Below are 3,226 nucleotides of genomic sequence, written 5' to 3'. Positions count from 1 at the left end.
TGTCTGGCAGTTCCCTACTCTCACATGGGGAGACCCCACACTACCATCGGCGCTACGGCGTTTCACTGCTGAGTTCGGCATGGGGTCAGGTGGGACCACCGCGCTATTGCCGCCAGACAAATTCTGTTTCTCATCTCGAACAAGCTGATTAGTCTCTGAAACTGCTCTCTCACCCCAAAACACCTTCGGTGTTGTCAGGTTAAGCCGCACGGTTCATTAGTACTGGTTAGCTCAACGTCTCGCAACGCTTACACACCCAGCCTATCTACGTCCTCGTCTCGAACGTTCCTTTAGTGTCCTCTAGGGACAAGGGAAGACTCATCTCAAGGCAAGTTTCCCGCTTAGATGCTTTCAGCGGTTATCTCTTCCGCACTTAGCTACCGGGCAGTGCCATTGGCATGACAACCCGAACACCAGTGGTGCGTCCACTCCGGTCCTCTCGTACTAGGAGCAGCCCCTTTCAATCTTCCAACGCCCACGGCAGATAGGGACCGAACTGTCTCACGACGTTCTAAACCCAGCTCGCGTACCACTTTAAACGGCGAACAGCCGTACCCTTGGGACCTACTTCAGCCCCAGGATGTGATGAGCCGACATCGAGGTGCCAAACACCGCCGTCGATATGAACTCTTGGGCGGTATCAGCCTGTTATCCCCGGAGTACCTTTTATCCGTTGAGCGATGGCCCTTCCATTCAGAACCACCGGATCACTATGACCTACTTTCGTACCTGCTCGAGCTGTCACTCTCGCAGTCAAGCTAGCTTATGCCATTGCACTAACCTCACGATGTCCGACCGTGATTAGCTAACCTTCGTGCTCCTCCGTTACGCTTTGGGAGGAGACCGCCCCAGTCAAACTACCCACCAGACACTGTCCGCAACCCGGTTCACGGGCCTACGTTAGAACATCAAACATTCAAGGGTGGTATTTCAAGGTTGGCTCCATGCAGACTGGCGTCCACACTTCTCAGCCTCCCACCTATCCTACACATCAAGGCTCAAGGTTCAGTGTCAAGCTATAGTAAAGGTTCACGGGGTCTTTCCGTCTTGCCGCGGGTACACTGCATCTTCACAGCGAGTTCAATTTCACTGAGTCTCGGGTGGAGACAGCCTGGCCATCATTACGCCATTCGTGCAGGTCGGAACTTACCCGACAAGGAATTTCGCTACCTTAGGACCGTTATAGTTACGGCCGCCGTTTACTGGGGCTTCGATCAAGAGCTTCTCCTTACGGATAACCCCATCAATTAACCTTCCAGCACCGGGCAGGCGTCACACCGTATACGTCCACTTTCGTGTTTGCACAGTGCTGTGTTTTTATTAAACAGTTGCAGCCAGCTGGTATCTGCGACTGGCCTCGGCTCCAAGAGCGTGTCTTTTCACCTAACGCCAGCGTGCCTTCTCCCGAAGTTACGGCACCATTTTGCCTAGTTCCTTCACCCGAGTTCTCTCAAGCGCCTGAGTATTCTCTACCTGACCACCTGTGTCGGTTTGGGGTACGATTCAATGTTACCTGGAGCTTAGAGGCTTTTCCTGGAAGCGGGGCATCAGCTACTTCAGCACCGTAGTGCCTCGTTATCACGCCTCAGTGTTAACAGAAGAACGGATTTACCAATTCTTCCCACCTACACGCTTAAACCGGGACAACCGTCGCCCGGCCAGCCTAGCCTTCTCCGTCCCCCCTTCGCAGTAACACCGAGTACGGGAATATTAACCCGTTTCCCATCGACTACGCCTTTCGGCCTCGCCTTAGGGGTCGACTCACCCTGCCCCGATTAACGTTGGACAGGAACCCTTGGTCTTCCGGCGAGCGGGTTTTTCACCCGCTTTATCGTTACTTATGTCAGCATTCGCACTTCTGATACCTCCAGCATGCCTCACAGCACACCTTCGCAGGCTTACAGAACGCTCCCCTACCCAACAACACCTGAGTGTCGCTGCCGCAGCTTCGGTGCATGGTTTAGCCCCGTTACATCTTCCGCGCAGGCCGACTCGACCAGTGAGCTATTACGCTTTCTTTAAATGATGGCTGCTTCTAAGCCAACATCCTGGCTGTCTGAGCCTTCCCACTTCGTTTCCCACTTAACCATGACTTGGGGACCTTAGCTGGCGGTCTGGGTTGTTTCCCTCTTCACGACGGACGTTAGCACCCGCCGTGTGTCTCCCGTGATAACATTCTTCGGTATTCGCAGTTTGCATCGGGTTGGTAAGTCGGGATGACCCCCTAGCCGAAACAGTGCTCTACCCCCGAAGATGAATTCACGAGGCGCTACCTAAATAGCTTTCGGGGAGAACCAGCTATCTCCCGGTTTGATTGGCCTTTCACCCCCAGCCACAAGTCATCCGCTAATTTTTCAACATTAGTCGGTTCGGTCCTCCAGTTAGTGTTACCCAACCTTCAACCTGCCCATGGCTAGATCACCGGGTTTCGGGTCTATACCCTGCAACTTAACGCCCAGTTAAGACTCGGTTTCCCTGCGGCTCCCCTATACGGTTAACCTTGCTACAGAATATAAGTCGCTGACCCATTATACAAAAGGTACGCAGTCACCCTGATAAATCAAGGCTCCCACTGCTTGTACGTACACGGTTTCAGGTTCTGTTTCACTCCCCTCGCCGGGGTTCTTTTCGCCTTTCCCTCACGGTACTGGTTCACTATCGGTCAGTCAGGAGTATTTAGCCTTGGAGGATGGTCCCCCCATGTTCAGACAGGATACCACGTGTCCCGCCCTACTCGTCGAACTCACACCACCTGCGTCTTCAGATACGGGGCTATCACCCTTTACTGCCGGCCTTTCCAGACCGTTCTCCTGACGCGGATGCTGATGTTGGTTCTGGGCTGCTCCCCGTTCGCTCGCCGCTACTGGGGGAATCTCGGTTGATTTCTTTTCCTCGGGGTACTGAGATGTTTCAGTTCCCCCGGTTCGCCTCATTAACCTATGAATTCAGTTAATGATAGTGCAACGGATTGCACTGGGTTTCCCCATTCGGGTATCGCCGGTTATTGCGGTTCATATCACCTTACCGGCGCTTATCGCAGATTAGCACGCCCTTCATCGCCTCTGACTGCCTAGGCATCCACCGTGTACGCTTAGTCGCTTAACCTCACAACCCGAAGGTGTCTTCGGACTGGAGTGATTGAGAGACTCCTCAATACTGCCGCCTTAGCGCGGTTACAGTACTGATTGTTTCAAATTTTCAGCTTGTTCCAGATTGTTAAAGAGCA

The 3,226-nt window shown here is 53.3% G+C and carries 2 rRNA genes; both read right to left on the bottom strand.

From position 1 onward, the window contains the following. Position 1: 1 nt before the first annotated feature. Positions 2-117: ribosomal RNA gene (gene rrf, locus Xhom_RS48840) — 5S ribosomal RNA — on the bottom strand. Positions 118-195: 78 nt separating this feature from the next. Then, a 23S ribosomal RNA gene (locus Xhom_RS48835) occupies positions 196-3,105 on the bottom strand. Positions 3,106-3,226 lie beyond the last annotated feature (121 nt).

Origin of the sequence: Xenorhabdus hominickii (assembly GCF_002632725.1) — a bacterium.
Classification (GTDB): domain Bacteria; phylum Pseudomonadota; class Gammaproteobacteria; order Enterobacterales; family Enterobacteriaceae; genus Xenorhabdus; species Xenorhabdus hominickii.
The sequence above is the reverse complement of the archived record's forward strand: the minus strand, read 5'-3'. Positions and strand labels throughout refer to the sequence as shown.